Source organism: Pantoea sp. S62 (assembly GCF_016658625.1).
Classification (GTDB): domain Bacteria; phylum Pseudomonadota; class Gammaproteobacteria; order Enterobacterales; family Enterobacteriaceae; genus Pantoea; species Pantoea vagans.
Genome location: NZ_JACVVI010000006.1, coordinates 171,699 through 191,156 on the forward strand (window position 1 = coordinate 171,699; position 19,458 = coordinate 191,156).

At 53.6% G+C, this 19,458-nt stretch carries 17 protein-coding genes; 10 read left to right on the forward strand and 7 right to left on the reverse strand.

Annotated elements, in window-relative coordinates; genetic code table 11:
• Nucleotides 1–224: 224 nt before the first annotated feature.
• The 4 genes from IBT54_RS11555 to IBT54_RS11570 all read left to right on the forward strand — a co-directional run bounded on the left by IBT54_RS11555 (nucleotide 225) and on the right by IBT54_RS11570 (nucleotide 5,953).
• Entirely contained in the window at nucleotides 225–1,832 is a 1,608-nt protein-coding gene (locus IBT54_RS11555; RefSeq protein WP_201252183.1) for an EAL domain-containing protein, read from the forward strand.
• Between the two features lie 438 nt (nucleotides 1,833–2,270).
• Nucleotides 2,271–3,776 carry a glycine betaine/L-proline transporter ProP gene (proP, locus tag IBT54_RS11560; protein WP_013359372.1) on the forward strand — a complete coding sequence of 502 codons (1,506 nt, stop codon included), beginning with the start codon at nucleotides 2,271–2,273 and terminating at the stop codon, nucleotides 3,774–3,776.
• A gap of 127 nt (nucleotides 3,777–3,903) precedes the next feature.
• Nucleotides 3,904–4,881 (forward strand): porphobilinogen synthase, encoded by a 978-nt coding sequence (gene hemB / locus IBT54_RS11565; RefSeq protein WP_201252184.1) that lies wholly within the window; start codon nucleotides 3,904–3,906, stop codon nucleotides 4,879–4,881.
• Between the two features lie 103 nt (nucleotides 4,882–4,984).
• Nucleotides 4,985–5,953: a diguanylate cyclase gene (locus tag IBT54_RS11570; RefSeq protein WP_013359373.1), complete on the forward strand. Its 969-nt coding sequence runs from the start codon at nucleotides 4,985–4,987 to the stop codon at nucleotides 5,951–5,953.
• A gap of 26 nt (nucleotides 5,954–5,979) precedes the next feature.
• Here the strand turns inward: IBT54_RS11570 and IBT54_RS11575 are convergent, their stop codons facing one another.
• Complete coding sequence (locus tag IBT54_RS11575; RefSeq protein WP_033784224.1) at nucleotides 5,980–7,002, reverse strand: alpha/beta fold hydrolase; 1,023 nt, start codon at nucleotides 7,000–7,002, stop codon at nucleotides 5,980–5,982.
• A gap of 345 nt (nucleotides 7,003–7,347) precedes the next feature.
• Here IBT54_RS11575 and IBT54_RS11580 point away from each other — a divergent pair, with 345 nt between their 5' ends.
• Entirely contained in the window at nucleotides 7,348–7,848 is a 501-nt protein-coding gene (locus IBT54_RS11580) for a helix-turn-helix domain-containing protein (RefSeq protein WP_013359375.1), read from the forward strand.
• Here the strand turns inward: IBT54_RS11580 and IBT54_RS11585 are convergent, their stop codons facing one another.
• A complete protein-coding gene (locus IBT54_RS11585) occupies nucleotides 7,849–8,508 on the reverse strand; it encodes an epoxyqueuosine reductase QueH (RefSeq protein WP_013359376.1) in 660 nt (219 codons plus the stop codon). It abuts the gene before it with no gap.
• A gap of 271 nt (nucleotides 8,509–8,779) precedes the next feature.
• On the opposite strand from IBT54_RS11585, the gene IBT54_RS11590 reads away from it, so the two are divergent.
• A complete protein-coding gene (locus IBT54_RS11590) occupies nucleotides 8,780–10,168 on the forward strand; it encodes a sugar porter family MFS transporter (protein ID WP_095706553.1) in 1,389 nt (462 codons plus the stop codon).
• Between the two features lie 15 nt (nucleotides 10,169–10,183).
• Here IBT54_RS11590 and IBT54_RS11595 read toward each other — a convergent pair whose 3' ends face one another.
• Nucleotides 10,184–10,861 carry an SDR family oxidoreductase gene (locus IBT54_RS11595; protein ID WP_095706552.1) on the reverse strand — a complete coding sequence of 226 codons (678 nt, stop codon included), beginning with the start codon at nucleotides 10,859–10,861 and terminating at the stop codon, nucleotides 10,184–10,186.
• 227 nt (nucleotides 10,862–11,088) lie between these two features.
• On the opposite strand from IBT54_RS11595, the gene IBT54_RS11600 reads away from it, so the two are divergent.
• Both IBT54_RS11600 and IBT54_RS11605 read left to right on the forward strand, forming a co-directional pair.
• The gene (locus IBT54_RS11600; protein WP_095706551.1) at nucleotides 11,089–12,108 is read left to right on the forward strand and encodes a LacI family DNA-binding transcriptional regulator; all 1,020 of its coding nucleotides are present in this window, start codon (nucleotides 11,089–11,091) and stop codon (nucleotides 12,106–12,108) included.
• Between the two features lie 332 nt (nucleotides 12,109–12,440).
• Nucleotides 12,441–13,523: a type I restriction endonuclease gene (locus IBT54_RS11605; protein WP_095706550.1), complete on the forward strand. Its 1,083-nt coding sequence runs from the start codon at nucleotides 12,441–12,443 to the stop codon at nucleotides 13,521–13,523.
• 32 nt (nucleotides 13,524–13,555) lie between these two features.
• On the opposite strand, the gene IBT54_RS11610 is transcribed toward IBT54_RS11605, so the two are convergent.
• Both IBT54_RS11610 and IBT54_RS11615 read right to left on the reverse strand, forming a co-directional pair.
• Complete coding sequence (locus IBT54_RS11610; RefSeq protein ID WP_201252185.1) at nucleotides 13,556–14,383, reverse strand: hypothetical protein; 828 nt, start codon at nucleotides 14,381–14,383, stop codon at nucleotides 13,556–13,558.
• A gap of 1 nt (nucleotide 14,384) precedes the next feature.
• Entirely contained in the window at nucleotides 14,385–14,582 is a 198-nt protein-coding gene (locus IBT54_RS11615) for a hypothetical protein (RefSeq protein ID WP_201252186.1), read from the reverse strand.
• Nucleotides 14,583–14,874: 292 nt separating this feature from the next.
• On the opposite strand from IBT54_RS11615, the gene IBT54_RS11620 reads away from it, so the two are divergent.
• The gene (locus tag IBT54_RS11620) at nucleotides 14,875–15,861 is read left to right on the forward strand and encodes an aldo/keto reductase (protein ID WP_201252187.1); all 987 of its coding nucleotides are present in this window, start codon (nucleotides 14,875–14,877) and stop codon (nucleotides 15,859–15,861) included.
• A 7-nt stretch (nucleotides 15,862–15,868) separates the two neighbouring features.
• Here the strand turns inward: IBT54_RS11620 and IBT54_RS11625 are convergent, their stop codons facing one another.
• The gene (locus IBT54_RS11625) at nucleotides 15,869–17,053 is read right to left on the reverse strand and encodes an NAD(P)/FAD-dependent oxidoreductase (RefSeq protein WP_201252188.1); all 1,185 of its coding nucleotides are present in this window, start codon (nucleotides 17,051–17,053) and stop codon (nucleotides 15,869–15,871) included.
• A gap of 243 nt (nucleotides 17,054–17,296) precedes the next feature.
• Between IBT54_RS11625 and pitA the strand changes: the two genes are divergently transcribed.
• Nucleotides 17,297–18,799 (forward strand): inorganic phosphate transporter PitA, encoded by a 1,503-nt coding sequence (gene pitA, locus IBT54_RS11630; protein WP_143813135.1) that lies wholly within the window; start codon nucleotides 17,297–17,299, stop codon nucleotides 18,797–18,799.
• 37 nt (nucleotides 18,800–18,836) lie between these two features.
• On the opposite strand, the gene uspB is transcribed toward pitA, so the two are convergent.
• Entirely contained in the window at nucleotides 18,837–19,172 is a 336-nt protein-coding gene (uspB, locus tag IBT54_RS11635; RefSeq protein WP_013359386.1) for a universal stress protein UspB, read from the reverse strand.
• Nucleotides 19,173–19,458 lie beyond the last annotated feature (286 nt).

The following is a 19,458-nucleotide window of genomic DNA, read 5'->3' on the forward strand; positions in this document are numbered from 1 at the left end:
AGCGATTCGTCCTTCTGCCCTGCCTCCCGTTCTCACCTGTTTTTTTGCTGAATACCAATAAAGGCAAAACAACCTGTCAATAAAATGTAAAGTCTGGTCGATAATTGACCTGAGTCAGTTCAGTTGATCGCAAAAACGCTAATCTGCACCGCCCGGAGAAATGCTATGCTGCGCCACTGATTAGCCCCTCCGTATAATACCAATAATATCCAGAGGATTTAGCGGTGCCGCTACTGAAACGAAAACGCGACTACGCCAGGCTGGTGATTATTATCTCCGGCGTGCTGCCTCTGATTATTGGCATTTTTTTCACGGCCCTAGATGCGCGCCACACCGTGCGGCAGCAGCAGGTGAACGCGGCAAAGACGCTGTTATCTCAGGCCGAGAGAATGAGCGACAGCGCCTGGAATATGATTACTGAGCTGCGCCAGTTTCAGCATCAGCCCTGCAGCCAGATTGAAAACCAGTTACAGCGCATCGGTGCGCTGAATCCCTATTTTCGCGCCATTGGTAAAATGGAAGAAAACAGAATTGCCTGCTCTTCAGCCTATGGTACGAAGCCTGCTTTTCTGAGCGATATGATCATGCGTGATGCGCCGGTCACCGGAAAAGCCTGGTGGAGCCTGTCGATTGCCGGAACGGCGGGTGTGCCGGACCGTCCCGCAGTGATTTTTATGCGCGATCTGCCCGATGGTGAGGGGTTCTGGGCAGTCGTTGATGGCCAGTATCTGATCGATTTTATGCGCGCCATCAGCAGTACCCATCTCTATCATTTCAGCATGGAATTTAACGACGGCGCGCCGATCTCGTTTGGCGATCCGCAAATCGCCCTGTCCGGCTGGTTTGAACCGCTGATTTATCAGGCCAGTTCCAGCCGCTATCCGCTCTCTGTCACCCTTATTGCCTCACCCTCTGAGCTGATCCTGGCCTGGCGTCAGGTAATGTTGATCATCATGCCGATGGCGATCATTTTCTCGATTCTGTTGATGATGCTGATGGCGAACTGGCTGCAACGGCGTATTTCCTGGCGCGATGAGATTCGGCGGGCCATCGCCAGCAGTCATTTCAGGGCGCACTATCAGCCGGTCTATGACAACCGGCTGCAGCGCTGTAGCGGCGCAGAGGCACTGCTGCGCTGGACAACGCCCGACGGTAACGGCATCCGGCCCGATATTTTTATCGGTGCCGCTGAAGCGGAAGGCATGATTGTGCCGCTTACCCGTCATCTGCTCGATTTAATTGCAGAGGATGTGCAGGCGTGGCAGGTTGAACCAGGCTTCCATCTGGCCATTAACGTGGCGGCCGATCATCTGCAGCACCCGGACTTTGTCGACGATATGCTGCACTTTGCTGACCGGGTTAAAGATAAGCAGTTCCTGATTACCCTGGAGCTGACCGAACGCAGCCTGATCAAAGATGGCGTTGAGGTGGCACGCAAGCTGGAGCAGCTGCGCGGTTGCGGAATGAAAGTGGCGATTGATGATTTTGGTACCGGTCACTGTTCGCTGAGTTACTTACAGACCTTCACCATGGACTATCTGAAGATCGATCGCGGCTTTATCAACGCGATTGAATCCCTGGAGGGCAGAACCCCGGTGCTGGATGCAATCATTCAGCTCAGTCATGAGCTTGAGCTGGAAGTGCTGGGGGAAGGCGTCGAGAGCGCATTGCAGTTCAGCTATCTGCAACGGCGCGGCGTGGTCTTTATCCAGGGCTTTTATTATGCCCGCCCGATGGACAACGCGGCGTTGATTGCCTGGCTCGCCAGACAGGGCGAACAGCTGGTTAAAGCGGATCACGCCCCTGAGACTCATCAGACAGCCAGCATCTGAACCGACCCTGAACTTAACAGGCTTGCCGCGCAATATCGGCGTCTGTGTGTCTTTCGTTAGGTCGCATGGCTTACTGCCACCCTGCTCTGTATAGCGAATAACCACCTGCGGCGTCGGTATCGCCGCTCATCACCCCTTCCCGCCCCCAATTTGCTGAAAAAAACGGCGGTCGTCACGCAGCGTGATAATTTTTTTGCGCAGCTAATCAGCCGTATCAGTGGTAAAAATAGCCTGTATGTAGCCCAAACATGACAGATATCACACAAAAACGGTATACTCTGTCGCTGTTCGCAATAATAACAACAGTAATTATTGTGTCAGTGGGCGCGTAAACCGCGCTTATTTGAAGCTATGCTTAAATTTCTCAACGCAGCGGTCTGATGACTCACCGCGGCTCGCGCCGTTGAGGACTTTCGTGTTCCATTACAGGGTAATTCTATGAAATTGCGTAGGAAGCGTGTAAAACCAATTGGGATCGATGATGTGACCATCATCGATGATGCCCGTTTACGTAAAGCCATCACCGCGGCCTCTCTGGGTAACGCGATGGAGTGGTTCGACTTCGGTGTTTATGGCTTTGTGGCCTATGCACTGGGTAAAGTCTTCTTCCCGGATGCATCACCAGGCGTGCAGATGATCGCCGCGCTGGGTACCTTCTCTGTACCCTTCCTGATCCGTCCGCTGGGTGGTCTGTTCTTCGGTATGCTGGGCGACAAATATGGTCGTCAGAAAATCCTTTCCATCACCATCATCATCATGTCGGTCAGTACGTTCTGTATCGGCCTGATACCCTCCTATGCCTCCATCGGCATCTGGGCGCCGATTCTGCTGCTGTTAGCTAAGATGGCACAGGGCTTCTCGGTAGGCGGTGAATATACCGGTGCTTCAATCTTTGTCGCCGAATATTCGCCTGACCGTAAACGTGGCTTTATGGGGAGCTGGCTCGACTTCGGTTCGATTGCGGGCTTCGTGCTCGGTGCGGGCCTGGTGGTGCTGATCTCCTCCATTATCGGGGAAGAAAGCTTCCTTGAGTGGGGCTGGCGTCTGCCGTTCTTCGTCGCGCTACCGCTGGGCATCATCGGTCTTTACCTGCGTCATGCGCTGGAAGAGACCCCGGCATTCCAGCAGCACGTGGACAAACTGGAACAGGGCGACCGCGAAGGCCTGCAGGATGGTCCGCAGGTTTCGTTTAAAGAGATTGCGACCAAACACTGGCGCAGCCTGCTCTCCTGTATCGGTCTGGTTATCGCGACGAACGTCACCTACTACATGTTGCTGACGTACATGCCGAGCTACCTGTCGCACAACCTGCACTACAGCGAAGATCACGGCGTGATGATTATCATCGCCATTATGATCGGTATGCTGTTTGTTCAGCCGATGATCGGCATGATGAGTGACCGTTTTGGCCGTCGTCCGTTTGTCATCATCGGCAGTATTGCCCTGCTGGTCTTCGCAATTCCCGCCTTTATGATGATCAACAGTGGCGTGCTGGGCCTGATTTTTGGTGGTCTGCTGCTGATGGCGGTGATCCTCAACGCCTTTACCGGTGTGATGGCCTCGTCACTGCCTGCGATGTTCCCGACGCACATCCGCTACAGTGCGCTGGCGAGTGCGTTTAACATCTCAGTACTGGTTGCCGGTCTGACGCCAACGCTGGCGGCCTGGCTGGTAGAAACCACCAGCAACCTCTACATGCCAGCCTACTATCTCATGGTGGTGGCGGTGATTGGTCTGATTACCGGTCTGTTCATGAAAGAGACGGCAAACAAGCCACTGAAAGGTGCGACGCCAGCGGCCTCAGACATGGAAGAAGCGCGCGAAATCCTGCAGGAGCATCACGATAACATCGAGCACAAAATCGAAGATATCGACGAAGAAATTGCCCGCCTGGAAGCGAAACGTAAAAACCTGGTGCAGCAGCATCCGGATATCAACGAGTAATCGTTCTGCTCTCCCGCCGCCCGGCGGGAGAGTCCTTTTCCCCTCTTATTACCGCACACAAACCTTCATGCCTCGCGGGCAAAGAGAGTAAACTGTCGTCACTTTTTTCACCTGCGTAAGAATGAAAATGTCTGATTATTCCCTTATCCAGCGCCCAAGAAGATTGCGCGCCAGCGCTTCAATGCGTGAAATGTTCCAGGAGTCTTCTCTGAGCCTGAACGATCTGGCTCTGCCTATTTTTGTTGAAGAAGAAGTCGACGATTACAAAGCGATTCAGGCGATGCCTGGCGTGATGCGTATTCCGGAAAAACGTCTCGCCTTTGAGATTGAGCGCATCGCCAAAGCGGGCATTCGCTCGGTGATGACCTTTGGTATTTCGCACCATACCGATGCGACCGGCAGCGATGCCTGGAACGAAAACGGTCTGGTGGCACGCATGTCCCGCATCTGCAAAGACACCGTGCCGGAAATGATCGTGATGTCTGACACCTGCTTCTGCGAATACACCAGCCACGGTCACTGTGGCGTGCTCTGCGATCACGGCGTCGATAACGATGTAACCCTGGCCAATCTGGGTAAGCAGGCCGTGGTTGCCGCCGCAGCCGGTGCGGATTTCATTGCGCCGTCAGCGGCAATGGATGGTCAGGTTGAGGCGATTCGCCGGGCACTGGACGCGGCGGGCTTTACCCAGACCGCCATCATGTCCTACTCCACCAAATTCGCTTCATCGTTTTACGGCCCGTTCCGTGAAGCCGCCGGAACGGCGCTGAAAGGCGACCGTAAAACCTACCAGATGAACCCGATGAACCGCCGTGAAGCGATCCGTGAATCGCTGCTTGATGCGGCCCAGGGCGCGGATTCATTGATGGTGAAGCCGGCAGGTGCCTATCTGGATATTCTGCGCGACATTCGTGAACGCACCGAACTGCCGCTGGCGGCGTATCAGGTGAGCGGCGAATACGCGATGATTAAATTTGCCGCACAGGCCGGTGCCATTGATGAGCGTAATGTGGTGCTGGAAAGTCTCGGTGCGATTAAACGCGCCGGTGCGGACCTGATTTTCAGCTATTTCGCCCTTGATCTCGCAGAACAAAAAGTGCTCTGATCCCCTCCTCATAAAGAGCGTGGTTGCTATGTCACGCTCTTCTTCTTCGCCGTAAGGCAAACACCAGAACCTGGCTTCCGCTAAAACAATAAAGGTCTCTGTGATGAAAGCACCTGAAATCCCTGCCGACGAGGCACAACGTTTATCGCAGTTGCGTGCGCTGAACATAATGAACACGCCAGCGGAAGAGCGGTTTGATCGTTTAACCCGCCTGGCGCGCCGCCTGTATGACGTCCCTATCGCGTTAGTCAGCCTGCTGGAAAATGACCATCAGTGGTTTAAATCTGCTCAGGGCTATGAACCTAAAGGATCACCCCGCAACATCTCCTTTTGCGGCCACGCCATCCTGCAGGATGAGATCATGATCGTTGAAGATGCGCAAAAAGATGCGCGTTTTCATGATAACCCGCTGGTGACTGGCGAACCGCATATTCGCTTTTATGCAGGCTGTCCACTGCGTGCGCCCGGCGGCGCGAAAATGGGTACGCTCTGCATTATTGGTCGCGAACCGCGTCAGTTCAACGAAGAGGATCAGGCCACGATGCGCGACCTGGCCGCGATGGCCGAAGCGGAACTGGTCGCCTTTCAGACCGCCACCTGCGATGAGCTGACCCAGATTACCAACCGTCGCGGCTTTATGACGCTGGGGCAGATGGTTCTGAATGAGTGCCTGATGAAAAACCGGCCCGCCTGCCTGACCTTTCTCGATCTCGACAAGTTTAAGCAGATTAACGACACGCTGGGCCACCGTGAAGGCGACCGCGCGCTAATGGACTTTGCCGATGCGATGAAGGTGGTGTTTAAGCACTCCGATCTGTTTGCCCGTCTGGGCGGCGATGAGTTCGTGGTGCTGTTTAACGGCCTGCAGCAGCAGCAGAGCGAAGCGTTACTCGCCCGGTTCGACCATTATCTGCAACAGCAGTCAGTCAGTCTGAATCGTCGTTACCGCCTGCAATTCTCGTCCGGCGTGGTGGAGTTTGACGCAGCGCATCCACAGTCGCTGGAACAGTTGCTGCACGACAGCGATGAGCAGATGTACCTCAGGAAAAAGCAGAAACGCGTAGCGGTTTGAGATCAGGCGCCGCAGCGCCTGACCATTCAGGGCCGCGCCAGATCGTCGAGCAGCGTCTGATTAAACGTTGCCGGTTCTTCCATTTGTGGCGCGTGCCCCATCCCGGGAAATTCAATTAAGCGCGCGCCCGGAATACGTTTTGCGGCCTCTTTACCCAACACCGCGTAATCGCCCAGCCGGGTTTTGACCTTTGCTGAGGCGATATCACTGCCGATGGCCGTGGTGTCTGAGGTGCCGATCATCAGAGTGGTCGGGACTTTCAGATCGCCAAATTCATAAAATACTGGCTGCGTGAAAATCATGTCGTAGATGAGAGCGGAGTTCCACGCCACTTTCTGATGTCCCGGCCCGCTGTTGAGCCCGGCCAGCATATCGACCCACCTGTCATATTCCGGTTTCCAGCGCCCGACATAGTAGGTCTGCTGCTCATACTTCTTAATGCCCTCTGCGCTGAGTTTCAGTTCGCGCTGATACCACTGATCCACCGACCGCCACGGTGCGCCTTTGGCTTTCCAGTCCTCCAGCCCAATCGGGTTGACCAGCACCAGCTTCTGCGTCTGTTCCGGGTACATCAGCGCATAACGCGTGGCCAGCATTCCGCCCGTAGAGTGACCGATGATCACCGCCTTCTCCACACCCAGCCGGGCGAGCAGCTGATGGGTGTTTTCAGCCAGCTGCTGAAAGCTGTATTGATAGCTGGCGGGCTTGGTCGAGCTGCAGAAGCCAATCTGGTCAGGCGCGATAACGCGATAGCCCTGCTGACTCAGCGCGCGAATGGTCTCTTCCCACGTTGCACCACAGAAGTTTTTACCGTGCATCAGCACCACCGTTTTGCCGTTGGCCTGTTGCACCGGCTTCACATCCATATAGCCCATACTCAGCGTTTGCTGCTGGGACTGAAAATCGAAATGCTGCAGAGGATAGGGGTAATGAAATCCTTCCAGCTGTTCGCCATAAACAGGCGCGGCACTGGCGGGCGCATGCGCAAATAAAGCCAGCGAGGTGAGCAAAGCGGCAAGCGGTTTTTTCAACGCGTATGTCGGGCTCATCCGGGGTTCTCCAGGTTAAAGGTGAGTCGTAAGCCTGGCATGTCGCGGCAGAAAATCTATTGATGGTCCGTGCTATGGTGTTGATTTCACAGACGCTGGCCGCCTTAACCGCGAAGCGGCAAGCGAAATACTATGCTCGCGTTTATCGTTATCCGCCCGGGATCAATTATTCCCCTTATAATTAACAACAGACTAATTACAATTCATCTGTTTTATTAATAACTGCTGTTCATATGAATCTCTTCAGAGATAACGATTCAAATATTGAAAGAACTTTACGCAAAGAATAAGCACATTAAGATAAATAATTCATAATTCCGCTGAATTAAACAGGGGAGAACAGCTATGAAAGAAAACAGATATAACGAAAGCGTGATCGTCTCTATCACTGAGTGGATTAACAATAATCTCGACCAGCGTTTAAGCGTGGATGATATTGCAGAAAAAGCCGGGTATTCGAAATGGTATTTACAGAAACTCTTTGCCCGTTATCATAATGAAACGCTGGCGCGCTATATTCGTAAGAAAAAACTTAACGCCAGTGTGAATGATTTAAAAAACAGCCGCACGCCCATCATCAGCTTGGCGCTGAAATACCATTTTGAAAGCCAGCAATCTTTTACCCGCTCGTTTAAGCAGATTATGGGCTGCACGCCAAGCGCCTGCCGTAAACGACTGATGAGTGAAGAAGCGAAGCAGCAGATGGCCGACGTTGACGACCCCTGCGCGCTGTGCAGCTACGTCCGGCCAGGCAGTATAAAGCAGAGCTGTGGCGTAACAGTCCGGCCTGTTACGCGCTCAGCGCGCGGCTATGCGCAGGCAGATGCTTTCTGCGATATCAGTTAATCAGGATTCATCCGGCTGATAATATTGCACACCAATCTTAATACGCTCACGTCCCTGGGTGACGCGATGACGATTGGTGTCGCGCAGTGAATAGACGCAGCCGCAATATTCCTGCTGATAGAAGCTCTCGCGCTTGCTGATTTCAATCATTCGCGCCGATCCGCCACCTTTACGCCAGTTAAAATCCCAGTAGAGCAGATCCGGATACGCCGCCGCTGCGCGGACACCACAGCTATTAATCTGCTTCATATCTTTCCAGCGTGAAATACCCAGACAACTGGTCATTACCGGGAATCCGTTTTCATGGGCATAGAGTGCTGTGCGCTCAAAACGCATATCAAAGCACATGGTGCAGCGCTCACCCCGTTCCGGCGACCACTCCAGCCCGCGCGCCCGCTCAAACCAGTTATCCCGGTCGTAGTCAGCATCGACAAACGGCACGCCAAATTTCTCGGCAAAGCGAATATTCTCCTCTTTGCGCAGCTCATACTCTTTGAGCGGATGAATATTCGGGTTGTAGAAATAGATGGTGTATTCAATGCCGGAGGCCAGCATCGCTTCCATCACTTCCCCCGAACAGGGTGCGCAGCAGGAGTGCAGTAAAACTTTTTTATGGCCGCCCGGCAAGGGCAGCGGCTGACGCTGGAAAGGTTCAGACATAAGTACCTTCAATCAATAGCAGAAAGGCGGAAGTGTAATGCCGCAGGCGGTCAGTTGCAAAATCTGACCTGATGCAGGCTGCTTTGCATATTCGTGCCTTGGCTGCGGTTTCCCGTTTCTGCATCAACCTGCTGATCTCCGATGCTTTCTTTTCACAGCCATGTTGTGCGACCCCAGCGATAGCCGGAAGTGTGATCGGACCCACATTGATATCGACTATGTTTACATAACATTAACAATATTGACACTGAATCACCGCAAGGAGACTCGCATGGCCGCGGCTAAAAAATCGGGAAATCATCAGAACCGTTTTACCTGGTTCGTCTGTTTTATGGCGGCGCTGTCCGGCCTGTTGTTTGGTCTGGATATCGGCGTCATCGCAGGGGCCTTGCCGTTCCTGGCGAAAGATTTGCAGATTACCAACCATCAGCAGGAGTGGGTGGTGAGTTCAATGATGTTTGGTGCGGCGCTGGGTGCGCTGGCGGCGGGCTGGATGTCCTCAAAGCTGGGACGTAAGAAAAGCATGCTGGCGGGCGCGACGCTGTTTGTGATTGGTTCGCTGTGGTCCGCCTTTTCTCCCGATGTGGAGTCGCTGGTCTGTGCCCGTGTGATGCTGGGGTTGGCGGTAGGGATCGCCTCTTATACCGCGCCACTCTATCTGGCGGAGATTGCGCCGGAACGTATTCGTGGCTCAATGATTTCGATGTACCAGCTGATGCTGACCACCGGCATCGTGGTCGCTTATCTCTCCGACACCGCGTTCAGTTACAGCGGCAACTGGCGCGGGATGCTCGGCGTTATCGCTATTCCGGCGGTGATCCTGTTTATCGGCGTGCTGTTTTTGCCCAACAGTCCGCGCTGGCTGGCGGCGCACGGACGTTTCAACGAGGCGCAGCGCGTGCTGGATCGGCTGCGTAACAGCAGCGAACAGGCACGGGAGGAGCTGGAAGAGATCCGGGAAAGCCTCCAGGTGAAACAGCGCGGCTGGTCGCTGTTCCGCTCTAATGGCAATTTCCGCCGCGCGGTCTGGCTGGGGATGCTGCTACAGGTAATGCAGCAGTTTACCGGCATGAACGTGGTGATGTATTACGCCCCTAAAATCTTCAATATTGCCGGTTTCTCCAGCACCAGTGAGCAGATGTGGGGCACGGTGATTGTCGGGCTGGTCAACATGCTGGCCACGCTGATTGCCATCTTTTTTGTCGATCGCTGGGGTCGCAAGCCTATGCTCACCACCAGTTTTCTGGTGATGGCGGTGGGCATGGGCGTACTGGGCACGCTGCTGCATATCGGCGTCGAAACAGATTTCCGCAAATACTTTGCGGTCACGATGCTGCTGATGTTTATCGTTGGCTTTGCAATGGCGGCCGGACCGGTCATCTGGCTGCTCTGTTCAGAAATTCAGCCGCTGAAAGGGCGTGACTTCGGCATTACTGCTTCCACCACCACCAACTGGGTCGGCAACATGATAGTGGGAGCCACTTTCCTGACGATGCTGGATCAACTGGGGAATGCCAACACCTTCTGGTTCTACGGCGCGCTCAACCTGGTCTTTATCGTGCTGACGATGATGCTGGTACCCGAGACCAAACATGTAACGCTGGAACACATTGAACGTAATCTGATGAAGGGTAAGGCACTGCGTGACATCGGGGCGTAACCGCCCCGTATCAGCCTACCACTGCAGCTGCTGGCCGGCGTAATCGACGTAGTGATGACCCCCGCGTCCGCGCCATTGGGTCAGCTGCTGAACGATACCGGCGGCGCTCTCTTCTGCCGTCAGCGGCGCACTCTCGCCGCCCATGTCCGTTTTCACCCAGCCGGGATGCAGCGTCAGCAGCGTCCCGTTCTGTGCTTCAACCGCCGGGGTCAGGGTGCGGCTCAGCATATTCAGTGCGGCTTTGCTGGCCGAGTAAATCGGCATCTGCGCCTCCGGATTTTCATTCAGGCTGCCGAGCTGGGATGAGGTCAGCGCCAGTACGCCCTCCGGCTTCAGCAGCGGCAGCAGAATCTCTGCAGTGCGAACCGGGGCTATCGCATTGGTCAGGAACAGCTGTGCCAGTTCCTGATCGTCACTCTGCGACACCTTCTGGTGCGAAGGCCCGGAAATTCCGGCATTGATGAGAATCGCATCGAACGCGTTGCCACTGAGCTGGCCAGCAAGCTGCTGAACCGCCGATGCGTCGGTCATATCCAGCGCCTGCCAGTCGATACCTGGCCTGTTGCCCTGCTCCGGAACACCGCTGCGATGGGTGGCCGTGATCTGCCAGCCCTCACCGGCAAACGCCTGCACGACCGCCAGACCGATACCGCGTGAAGCACCAATAATCAGAACTTCTTTTTGCTGCGCCATATTCACTCCTCGTTAATTGTCTCGCTACAAGCTTAACGGTATTTCCGCCCGGACAGCGGCCCGCTGTGCTTTTTAACCTGACGACCGCACTGAGGGTAAAAGCGCATGGCGCAACGCTGTTGATGGTTTTCCATCATCAAATTACTTTATCTTTTACTTTTAACCGGTTAGAAGAGATAAACAGTCTGGCAGGCAGCAGCTAATCGCCATTTACGCGTGGAGTCTGAATGAAAAAGCTCACCTTAGAGGTGGTGGCAAAAATGGCGGGCGTCGGGATTGCGACGGTTGACCGGGTGCTGAATGAGCGCGGCGGCGTCTCGCTGGAGACCAGCCGCAAAGTTCTGAAGGCCGCGCGTGAAGCGGGACTCCGGCGTCTGCTGCCAGAGGAGTATCAGCATCCGTGGCAAATCGAAGTCTTCCTTAGTAACAACGGCTCATCCTTTTTTCAGCAGCTCACCACCTGTTTCAGCGAGATCGCCAGTCAGCTTGGCTATCGCCGCCTGAAGCTGCACAAAACGCTCGTGGCCGAAGCGCAGCCCGAGCAGCTGGCGCAGAGCATTGTCGCCCGCAGCAGCACCCGCGACGGCATTATCGTGTTTGCACATGACTCACCGCCTGTCTATCGGGCACTGGCGCTGTGCCGCAGCCGCAATGTGCCGGTGATCACCATCGTCACCGATCTGCCCGACGCTGACCGCCTGTGTCATGTTGGCATCGACCAGTATCAGGCAGGCCGCACCGCGGGCCTGCTGATGAGTAAAACCCTGAACCAGCCCGGCGACATTCTGATGGTCAGCGGCCGCTTTGATTATCGCGCCCACCGTCAGCGTATCGCCGGCTTCCGTGAAGCCATGGAGCAGCGTGCGCCGCAGCGTTATCTGCGTGAGGTGCTGTCGGGTCAGGATCAGCGGGAAACCATCCGCAGCGAGCTGGCCCGCAATCTGCGTTCGTCACAGGCGATTGCGGGTGTCTATAACACCGGCATGGGCAATACCGATGTCAGCGACACCCTGCGCGCCCATCAGTTACTGGGTAAATGCACCTACATCACCCATGAGCTTTATGATGTCACCCGCCAGCTGCTGCTGAACGATGAAGTAGCATTTACCCTGGATCAGCACGCTCAGCAGCATGCCCGGTTAGCGATCGATCTGATGCTGAGTCATCTGGAAACCGGCTATCAACCGGATATCTATCAGGCGGGTAAAGTGGCGTTCAGACTGTTTACGGCGGAAAATATGGCGTGAGGCAGTTTTTTTCCAGGCTATGGCAAAACGATAAATGATCATAGCGTTGCTGAATACCGTAACCGCAAAAATTCAACATTTGCTATGAGAACCAGTCCTTATGAAAAAAAAGTCAATAATTAGCGACAGCTAAATAGCCAATTTCATTTTTTTCTGATAATTTTTCCTTACTTTAAAGTGAATTGAAGGAACAATTCGACCTGCCAAAAATAAATTAAGTAAATGATTTATATAAAAAATAAAACTTTTCAACATGTTACATCCCGGCAACTTCATTAAATCAACTAATGAATCTCAAACACGACTTGAGTCGAACAAAAACAGGGTGAGCAATGGATATTTTCAATAACCTCAATGGTCTTTCAGCTAAGATCCAGCAGCAAGCAGCAATTATTCAGACAGAAGAAGCCACTAAAAGTGCTTTTGTTATGCCTTTCATCAGTCAGATACTTGGATATGATGTTTTTGACCCGACAGAAGTTATCCCTGAGTTCATTTGTGATGTCGGTACTAAGAAAGGTGAAAAGATCGATTATGCCATATCTAAAGGGGGTGAAATCCAGATCCTGATAGAATGTAAAAAAATTGGTGAACCTTTAAACGTTAAGCATGCCTCTCAACTCTTCCGCTACTTTCATGTGACAAATGCACGCATTTCTATCTTAACAAATGGTCAGCTTTATAAATTTTTTACCGATCTGGATGCACCGAATAAAATGGATGAGAAGCCATTTTTAGAACTGGATTTATTGGATATTGATGAACACGTGGTTCCAGAATTGGTTAAACTCACCAAAAGCGCTTTTGATGTTGATTCGATTGTCAGTGCAGCTGGCGAACTTAAATTTATCAGTCAGATAAAAAAAATGATTTCCAGCCAATTCAGCGAACCAGATGAGGACTTCGTTAAACTTTTTGCTTCACGTGTTTATGACGGCATACTTACGCAAAAAGTCAGAGAGCAATTCTCTATACTAACTAAAAAAGCTGCAACTCAATGGCTTAATGATCAGGTTAATGAGAGACTTAAATCTGCTATCAGCGGTGGAGCAATGGTATCAAACCAGCCTAATAATGAAGATTTATCGAAAAACAGTGGTGATAAAAGCGAGGCGGATAACGGTACCATTGTTACTACTGAAATGGAGATTGAAGGATTTCATATCGTAAAATCAATCATCAGAAAAGTTATTGAGCCTCAACGCATTACCTTCCGCGATACCCAAAGTTACCTTGGTATTTTGATCGATGATAATAATCGTAAACCCATTTGCCGTCTTCATTTCAATCGTAGTCAGTTATATATCGGGATGTTTGATGGCGAGAAAAAAGAGACTCGCCATCCAATCACCTCACTCAACGATATCTATAACTTCACTGATCTTTTAAGAGATACGGCGCAGCAATACTGTTGATAGTCAGAAGCCAGGACCCTTTCCTGGCTTTCTTAACCCGCTGCATCGCGGCTTTTATCGTCCGGACTGTCCGCGTCGTCAGTACCCTGACTCTTCTCCACTTCCTGCGGATGTCCCATTGAAAGCGCGGCGGCACTGGCGGGATCGAACAGTGACAGACTTTCAATCTGGTCAACCATGATCACTTTGCGGAACGACATCGCATCTTTGGGTTTCGAGTCGAGCGTGATCTCATGCTCGGCGTACCACTTGCTGTAGTTATGTTCCACCGCCAGCTTCAGTGTCTTGCTGTCGCGGTATCCGCTCAGCATCGGGATCAGCACGATGTTTTTAGTACTCTCATATTCAAAGGTCGAGGCATGCACCATGCCGATGTAAATACGGCGCGACTTCAGCGTAATCCACGCCAGTTCACCCTCTTCCATGCACTGAAACAGCAGTTGCTCCACGCCGTTGGATCGTGACAGCCGCTGATAGAGATCTTTACGCCCTGATACATTCAGGCGTGCGCTGCCCGCCCAGTTTGAGCGATAGAGGCAGAGCAGAATGGCGAAGGCGAGCATAATGACAACCGGTGCCTGGATGCCCAGGAAACTCCAGTTCATGAACTCCACCTGCCACTTCAGATGCACGCCGGGGATCATCTGCAGGGCATTGGCGATACCGGACATACAGAGCAGCAGCAGCCAGACGATGCCAGTGGCGAACACGCCCTGCAGAACAAAAATACAGCCGTAAAGCGCGACCAGAAAATAGACATCCCAGCCCGACGAGCGGCGGATTTTAAAGCGGCTGTTTAAATCACGGCTGGTGTACCAGTAACCACTGACCATCAGCACCATAAATATTGCGGTACCCACCTTACACTCCCTTTAACGTATTCACGTGGCGGGCAAAATCTTCATGGACATCCTCGCTCAGCGTGTTGACCGAGATATTGCCGTTCTCATCAATAATGATGCGCTCACCTTCAGCGATTGAGTCGTTGATATCCTGACGGGTCATGATCTGCAAAAACTTCTCGGGACTGGCAAAGACCGACTTAACAAATTTAAACATAGCGATCCCATTGTTGGCCTGAAAATTGAAGTATGTGACCGAATCCACACTCTCGCCTGTTTAATTTCAGGTGAAATTTCTTAAAATCAATTAATTAGCGAAGCGGTATCCACACGATCCGGCCTGTTTTTTGCAGAAATCTTCAACGTAACCAGCAGCCTGCCGCAAAAGCCTCCTGTTTATACGGGTCTGGTATGCAACAACGCCGAATCGCCTCACCGCCGGAAAGCGCTAAGCTCAATGGTTAGCCCTTTTCTGTCACCCTGTCTGAAACGCATCGAGGAAGGTTTGCATGAAATTACGAACACTGGGCCGAACCGGTCAGCGCGTCTCTGAAATTGGCTTTGGCGCATGGGCCATTGGCGGAACCTGGGGAGAAGTGAGCATGGAGGATGCCAAAGCCGCGCTGAACGCCGCGCTGGATGCGGGCATCACCTTTATTGATACCGCCGATGTCTATGGCGATGGTCGCTCCGAAAAGATTATCGCGGAGGTGCTGAACCAGCGCGGCGGGGAACGTCCGTTTGTCGCCACCAAGCTGGGACGTCGCCTTTCACCGCACGTGGCTGAGGGCTACAACGCCGAAAATCTCAACGCCTTTATTGATCGCTCACGTGAAAATCTGCAGACCGAAACGCTGGATCTGGTGCAACTTCATTGCCCGCCGACCGAGATCTACTACAACCCGGACGTCTTCGCGGTGATGGATGAGATGGTGGCCGCCGGAAAAATCCGTCACTACGGTGTTTCCGTTGAGAAAGTCGAGGAAGGGCTGAAGGCGCTGGAATTTCCCAACGTCTCGTCGATTCAGCTGATCTACAACATTTTCCGCCAGCGTCCGGCGGAACTGCTACTGCGTGAGGCGAAACGCCGTGATGTGGCGATCATCGCCCGTGTGCCACTGGCGTCAGGTCTGCTGACCGGTAAAATGAATGCCGACAGCGTGTTTGCCGCTGACGACCATCGCACCTTTAATCGCAATGGCGAAGCGTTCGATAAGGGCGAGACCTTCTCCGGCGTGCCGTATGAGGTGGCGCTGGAAGCGGTTGAGGAGATTCGCCGCTTCGTCACCGGGGACACCACCATGGCGATGTTTGCGCTGCGCTGGATCCTGATGAACGAAGATGTCAGCGTGGTGATTCCTGGCGCGAAAAATCGCGAACAGGCTGAAGCCAATGCCCGCGCCAGCGATGTCGATGCGCTCTCTGAGGAGACGATGGCAGCGCTAAAGCAGATCTATCAGGAGAAGATCGCGCCTCACGTCCATCAGCGCTGGTAAACGCGCGTTACAACGCCTGGGCACAGGCCCAGGCGGAACTCCAGGCCCACTGGAAGTTATAGCCGCCCAGCCAGCCGGTGACATCGGCCACTTCGCCAATAAAGTAAAGCCCCGGCACCGCACGCGCCTCCATGGTTTTCGAGGAGAGTTGCGTCGTATCCACGCCGCCCAGCGTTACTTCCGCCGTACGATAGCCCTCTGTGCCGTTTGGCTGGATGCGCCAGGCGTGCAGCGTCTGCGCCAGCTCAGTTTGCTGTTTGCTGTTGAGCTGCTTCAGCGTGATGTCCGGCACCACCTTCAGCGCCTGCAGGACTTCCACCAAGCGCTTCGGCAGAATTTTCGCCAGGCTGTTTTTCAGGCTGAGATTCGGATGTGCTTCACGCTGTGCCGTCAGAAACGCCTCAAGCGGTGTGGCGGGCGACAGATCGATAGTGACGAATTCACCCGGCTGCCAGTAGCTGGAAATCTGCAATACCGCCGGACCGGACAGGCCGCGATGGGTGAAGAGCATCGCCTCTTTGAAGCGGGTGCCATCCTGCGCATCAATCGTGGTCTCCAGCGCCACGCCTGACAGCGTCTGCAGCTGCTCCAGCAGCGGCTTGTGCAGAGTAAAAGGCACCAGCGCCGCCCGCGTCGGAAAGACGCTCAGGCCGAACTGCTCCGCAATTTTATAGCCAAATGGCGAAGCCCCCAGACCTGGCATCGACAGGCCGCCGCTGGCGATGACCAGCTTCTCCGCCTGAACCGTACTGCCGTTGAGTTGCAGGGTATAACCGCTTTCATCGCGCGCCACGCTGAGCACTTCACTGCGCAGCCGCAGGGTGACATTGCCCTTGTCACATTCGGCCAGCAGCAGATCGACAATCTGCTGAGCCGAGTCATCACAGAAGAGCTGACCCAGGGTTTTCTCATGCCGGGCAATACCATGACGATTGACCAGATCGATAAAATCCCACTGGGTATAACGCGCCAGCGCCGATTTACAGAAGTGGGGATTGTGCGACAGATAGGCCGCCGGTTCGGTATAGAGGTTGGTGAAGTTACAGCGGCCACCGCCCGACATCAGAATCTTGCGTCCCGGCTTTTTGCCGTTATCCAGCAGTAACACGCGGCGTCCCCGCTGTCCGGCCTGGGCGGCACAGAACAGACCGGCGGCGCCGGCACCAATGATGATAACGTCAAACTGTTCCACTGCGGTTCACTCACTTAACTGGAAAGGCGCAGATTGTAGTGATCTGCTCACTGAGACGCCAGCGTCAAAAAATTGCCGTAAATGTGTCATATTGTATCTGCTTAATATCTAACCCTTTTTAGCTGAGTTACCCTTCAGCCTTACGACGAAAGGTCAAATTAACGCTATATTTTCCTTTCCCATACAGCACGTTGTCGCGGATAATGCGCCGCGTTCATGTCCTCCAAAAATGGCGTAACGTTTATGCTACATCTGTTTGCTGGTCTAGACCTCAGTACTAGCCTGTTATTGGTTCTTGCCCTGCTGTTTGTATTGTTTTACGAAGCGATCAACGGTTTCCACGACACGGCCAACGCAGTTGCGACGGTCATCTATACGCGTGCCATGCGTGCCCAGCTTGCTGTGGTGATGGCGGGTGTATTCAACTTCCTTGGCGTGCTGCTCGGTGGATTGAGTGTCGCTTACGCTATTGTTCATATGCTTCCCACCGATCTGTTGTTAAATGTTGGATCGGCTCACGGTCTCGCCATGGTGTTTTCTATGCTGCTGGCGGCGATTATCTGGAACCTCGGCACCTGGTATCTCGGTCTGCCGGCCTCAAGCTCCCATACCCTGATCGGCGCCATTATCGGTATCGGTCTGACCAACGCCCTGATGACCGGAACCTCGGTAGTTGATGCACTCAACATCCCGAAAGTCCTGAACATCTTCCTTTCTCTGATCCTGTCGCCGATTGTCGGCCTGGTGATGGCGGGCGGCTTGATCTTCATTCTGCGTCGCTACTGGAGTAATACCAAAAAGCGTGCGCGTATTCATATGACGCCTGCTGACCGCGAGAAGATCGACGGCAAGAAAAAGCCGCCGTTCTGGACCCGTATCGCCCTGATTGTTTCGGCAATTGGCGTGAGCTATTCGCACGGCGCGAATGACGGTCAGAAAGGCATTGGCCTGATCATGCTGGTCCTGATTGGCGTGGCTCCGGCCGGTTTCGTGGTAAATATGAATGCCTCCGGTTATGACATTACGCGTACCCGCGATGCGGTTAATCACCTGGAGCAGTATTACCAGCAGCATAACGCCTCGCTGACGCACATCATCCAGATGGCACCGCCTAAGCTGCCAACGCCGGAAGAAGTGCCAGCGACCAGCCCGCAGGAGTTCCACTGTGACAGCGCACGCGCACTGCAGGCGGTTCAGCGTGCTCAGGTGTTGCTGAATAATCTGCAGAGCTACGATCAGCTGACGGTTGATCAGCGCGGCCAGATGCGTCGTCTGCTGCTGTGTATCTCAGACACCGCCGATAAAGCGGCCCGTCTGGAAGAGACCTCGCCAGATGACAAGCGCTTCCTCAATAAGCTGAAAAGCGACCTGCTTGGCACCATCGAGTATGCGCCGATCTGGATTATTGTGGCCGTCGCGCTGGCGCTGGGCATCGGCACCATGATTGGCTGGCGTCGTGTTGCCACCACCATTGGTGAGAAGATTGGTAAAAAAGGCATGACCTATGCACAGGGCATGTCAGCGCAAGTGACCGCCGCGCTGTCGATTGGCGTCGCCAGCTATACCGGCATGCCAGTCTCCACTACGCATATCCTATCTTCATCGGTAGCCGGTACGATGCTGGTTGACGGGGGCGGACTGCAGAGCCGGACCATCAAGAACATCGCCATGGCGTGGATCTTCACCCTGCCGGTCTGTATTCTGCTGTCAGGTTCGCTCTACTGGATTGCCTTGAAACTGGTGTGATGCCAGCAGACAAAAGGGCGACGTAAGTCGCCCTTTTTTAATGCCAGATCGCCAGCGCCACCAGACTTATCACTACCAGTCCGCACAGTGCACTGGTCAGAAGAAACTGCCCCCGCACCCGCTCGCAGCGCCGGATAAACTCATCGTCATGATGATCAAGATAGCGCTTTGCCCAGATATAGGTGACCAGCCGCACCTGCTTGCTCGGCTGACCGTGAGAGGTGAAGAATCCCGCCCCATCGACATACTGATACAGCAGCGGATCACAGCCCCGTAATACCGCCAGCAGGGCACGCAGCGATGAAAAATAGCGCGCCATATTCACGATACACACCACACAAAGAGCCCAAAAAAGCGCAATAGTGTTGATCATATTCTCCCCCTCCCGACTGGCATCGCAGCAACAGACCCAGCGTCAGACACTGTATCCGCCTGCAGAAAAAACCAGCCACTGAATCACCGGACTGCGAAAATTTTCGACCCCCTGAGCGGCTGCGAACCGGACCGCCTTTTTTCAGTGTAGGAGAATTCTTTACATTTTTTCCAACGATGATTTTCGTTCAGCGCGAGTAAATCTGGCATAGCCTTGATCTTATTCATAAGCCAGGCGGCAACGGCAGCATTTGCAGTGAGAGAAGGCTATACTCAGAACATAACAA

Coding starts and splice junctions, on each gene's coding strand:
- proP (WP_013359372.1), top strand. CDS start 2,271: ATGAAATTGCGTAGGAAGCGTGTAAAACCAATTGGGATCGATGATGTG.
- hemB (WP_201252184.1), top strand. CDS start 3,904: ATGTCTGATTATTCCCTTATCCAGCGCCCAAGAAGATTGCGCGCCAGC.
- IBT54_RS11570 (WP_013359373.1), top strand. CDS start 4,985: ATGAAAGCACCTGAAATCCCTGCCGACGAGGCACAACGTTTATCGCAG.
- IBT54_RS11575 (WP_033784224.1), bottom strand. CDS start 7,002: ATGAGCCCGACATACGCGTTGAAAAAACCGCTTGCCGCTTTGCTCACC.
- IBT54_RS11580 (WP_013359375.1), top strand. CDS start 7,348: ATGAAAGAAAACAGATATAACGAAAGCGTGATCGTCTCTATCACTGAG.
- IBT54_RS11585 (WP_013359376.1), bottom strand. CDS start 8,508: ATGTCTGAACCTTTCCAGCGTCAGCCGCTGCCCTTGCCGGGCGGCCAT.
- IBT54_RS11590 (WP_095706553.1), top strand. CDS start 8,780: ATGGCCGCGGCTAAAAAATCGGGAAATCATCAGAACCGTTTTACCTGG.
- IBT54_RS11595 (WP_095706552.1), bottom strand. CDS start 10,861: ATGGCGCAGCAAAAAGAAGTTCTGATTATTGGTGCTTCACGCGGTATC.
- IBT54_RS11600 (WP_095706551.1), top strand. CDS start 11,089: ATGAAAAAGCTCACCTTAGAGGTGGTGGCAAAAATGGCGGGCGTCGGG.
- IBT54_RS11605 (WP_095706550.1), top strand. CDS start 12,441: ATGGATATTTTCAATAACCTCAATGGTCTTTCAGCTAAGATCCAGCAG.
- IBT54_RS11615 (WP_201252186.1), bottom strand. CDS start 14,582: ATGTTTAAATTTGTTAAGTCGGTCTTTGCCAGTCCCGAGAAGTTTTTG.
- IBT54_RS11620 (WP_201252187.1), top strand. CDS start 14,875: ATGAAATTACGAACACTGGGCCGAACCGGTCAGCGCGTCTCTGAAATT.
- pitA (WP_143813135.1), top strand. CDS start 17,297: ATGCTACATCTGTTTGCTGGTCTAGACCTCAGTACTAGCCTGTTATTG.
- uspB (WP_013359386.1), bottom strand. CDS start 19,172: ATGATCAACACTATTGCGCTTTTTTGGGCTCTTTGTGTGGTGTGTATC.